This is a genomic window from Candidatus Hydrogenedentota bacterium, assembly GCA_016791475.1.
GTDB lineage: Bacteria > Hydrogenedentota > Hydrogenedentia > Hydrogenedentales > JAEUWI01 > JAEUWI01.
In genome coordinates this window covers 1-288 of record JAEUWI010000143.1, presented here as the reverse complement: position 1 = coordinate 288, position 288 = coordinate 1, and the positions used below count along the sequence as shown (strand labels likewise).

Sequence of the window (288 nt, the reverse complement as noted above, 5' to 3'; positions counted from 1 at the left end):
CCCCGGGCATGTCCTCGATGAGCAGATGACCGCGCGCCACCAGGCAGGCCAGCGCCATGCGTATCGGATGGGCCTTGCCCAGCACGACCTGACCGGCCGCGTCGAGCACGCGCTGCAGATTCTGACTCAGTGGAGTGGGCATATCTTGTGAAGGCGGGACTGCAGAGGCGATAATAACGGTTTGCCGCCGGTGACGTGCGTGCCGGCCACATTTCGCCATGAAGGTGAACACAAATCGGGGAGACCGGCATTGACTACGGCATTCATAACGCATAGAGACTGCCAGAT

The 288-nt window shown here is 61.1% G+C and carries 1 pseudogene (only partly in view); it reads right to left on the bottom strand.

Annotation, left to right across the window (positions count from 1 at the left end):
* Positions 1–142: pseudogene (locus JNK74_28340) on the bottom strand (AAA family ATPase); it reaches 560 nt to the left of the window's first position.
* Positions 143–288: the final 146 nt, after the last annotated feature.